Raw genomic sequence first — 2,171 nt, forward strand, 5'->3', positions numbered from 1 at the left:
GCGATGAGCTCGGCCATGGCCCGCCTGGACGCAACGCCGGGCCACCCTTGGAACCCAGAAGCACCAGCCTGTCGCTCATCGGGCGAGCCTCAAGACCAATCGCCCTCCGGGGTGCCGTTGAAACGCTTCTTCAGGTCGGCCCAGCAGTCGATGTAGTTCTCCTGCAAGGTTCCGAGTTCCGCGGCATAGCGAGTCAGCATCTGGGGAAATCGGGTCTCGAACATGAAGGCCATGGTGTTGTCGAGCTTGACCGGCTTCAACTCGGCGCGGGTGGCTTTCTCGAAGCCGGAAGCATCCGGCCCATGCGCCAGCATCTGATTGTGCAGGCTGATGCCGCCCGGCACAAAGCCCTCCTCCTTGGCGTCGTACTGTCCGTGGATCAGGCCCATGAACTCGCTCATGATGTTGCGGTGGTACCATGGTGGACGGAAGGTGTTTTCCGCCACCAGCCAGCGCGGCGGAAAGATGACGAAGTCGACATTGGCCGTGCCCTCCTCGCCGCTCGGCGCCGTCAGCACGGTGAAAATAGACGGATCGGGATGGTCGAACAGGATGGCTCCGACCGGCGAAAAGGTAGCCAGGTCATATTTGTAGGGCGCGTAGTTGCCGTGCCACGCGACGACGTCGAGCGGCGAATGGCCGAGTTCGGTGACGTGGAATGAGCCGCACCATTTGACGATCAGCCGGCACGGCGTCTCCTTCTCCTCGAACCAAGCGCAGGGCGTCTTGAAGTCGCGCGGATTGGCCAGGCAATTGGCGCCGATCGGGCCGCGGTCCGGCATGGTGAACTTGGCGCCGTAGTTCTCACAGACATAGCCGCGCGCCTCCTTGTCGGCGAGCTCGACCTTGAAGACCAGGCCGCGCGGCAGCACGGCGATCTCGCCGGGCCGGAGCTCGATGACGCCCATCTCGGTGAGGAAGCGCAGCGCGCCGACCTGCGGCACGACCAGCAACTCGCCGTCGGCATTGAAGAAATGGTCGTCGACCATCGAGCGGTTGGCGACATAGACATGCGCGGCCATGCCGGATTGCCCGACAGCATCGCCGGCCGTGGTGAAGGTGCGCATGCCGGAGATGAAGTTCGTCGGCTCGGAGGGCATGGGCGTCGGATTCCACCGGTATTGGCCGAGCGCCAACTCATGATCGCCGATGTTGGGGCCTGTCTTCCACAGCGGGTAGCGCGCGCCCTTGAAGCGGCCGGTGTGCTTCACGCTCGGGCGGATGCGGTAGAGCCACGAACGCTCATTGGTGCCGCGCGGCGCGGTAAAGGGCGAGCCGGACAGTTGCTCGGCATATAGGCCGTAGGCCGGCCTCTGCGGCGAGTTGCGCCCCTGCGGCAGCGAGCCGGGCAGCGTCTCGGTCTCGAAGTCATTGCCGAAGCCCGGCATGTAGGAAAAGCCCATCCGATCCTCCCTGATCCCGGTTCCCAAACCTCGCGAAGCGTAGCTTGCCGGCGATGTTGACCAAACTGGTTTCATTTGTAACCATCGAAAATGTAACTATCAACGTCGCGCTGCATCCTGGGGAGCGCTTCATGGAGCCTGAAATCCTCGAACTGGAAAGCTTTCTCCCGTACCGTCTCTATCGGCTTGCGGACACCGTCAGCCGCGAGTTCTCCCGCATCTACAAGGAGCGCCATGGCCTGACGCGGCCGGAATGGCGCACGCTCTCAGGCCTCGGCCAGCGCGGCATGATGACGGCGACGGAGCTCGGAGAGCAGTCGGCCATGCACAAGACCAAGGTATCGCGCGCCGTGGTCGAGCTGGAACGCCGGCGCTGGCTGACGCGCACGCCGGACGAGAAGGATCGGCGGGTCGAGCATCTTGCGCTGACCAAGGCGGGGCTTGCGGCCTATCGGGAAATGGTGCCGCTGGCGAAGGCGTTTGAGAGGGAGTTGCTGGCGAGGTTCAGCGCGGAGGAACGGGCGGCGATCGTGACGGGGATCGCGGCGCTGGAGGGGGCCTTGGAGGAAAAGGGCTGATAGATTGGCGCGAGGCCCCCCTCTCTGTCCTGCCGGACATCTCCCCCTCTTGGGGGGAGATTAGATGTCACGTCGGCTTCGCCAATCGCCAACGTTGCAGGATGAGTGGGACGCCGAAACCGCCAATCTCCCACCTTGAGGGGGAGATGTCCGGCAGGACAGAGAGGTGGGCGAAGGAACTCGACGTGTC

At 64.0% G+C, this 2,171-nt stretch carries 2 protein-coding genes; one reads left to right on the plus strand and one right to left on the minus strand.

The genetic code is table 11. The features are described 5' to 3' along the window. Positions 1 to 89 precede the first annotated feature (89 nt). Entirely contained in the window at positions 90 to 1,403 is a 1,314-nt protein-coding gene (gene hmgA / locus EOA28_RS33465; RefSeq protein WP_127249989.1) for a homogentisate 1,2-dioxygenase, read from the minus strand. 131 nt (positions 1,404 to 1,534) lie between these two features. On the opposite strand from hmgA, the gene EOA28_RS33470 reads away from it, so the two are divergent. After that, positions 1,535 to 1,981, plus strand: coding sequence for a MarR family transcriptional regulator (locus tag EOA28_RS33470; RefSeq protein ID WP_127249990.1), 447 nt, complete (start codon positions 1,535 to 1,537; stop codon positions 1,979 to 1,981). The last annotated feature ends 190 nt before the right edge of the window (positions 1,982 to 2,171 follow it).

The organism is Mesorhizobium sp. M2A.F.Ca.ET.067.02.1.1, assembly GCF_004023285.1.
Taxonomy (GTDB): domain Bacteria; phylum Pseudomonadota; class Alphaproteobacteria; order Rhizobiales; family Rhizobiaceae; genus Mesorhizobium.

What these genes read in the sequence shown, in the direction of transcription:
- hmgA (WP_127249989.1), bottom strand. Translation starts at nt 1,403, where the DNA reads ATGGGCTTTTCCTACATGCCGGGCTTCGGCAATGACTTCGAGACCGAG.
- EOA28_RS33470 (WP_127249990.1), top strand. Translation starts at nt 1,535, where the DNA reads ATGGAGCCTGAAATCCTCGAACTGGAAAGCTTTCTCCCGTACCGTCTC.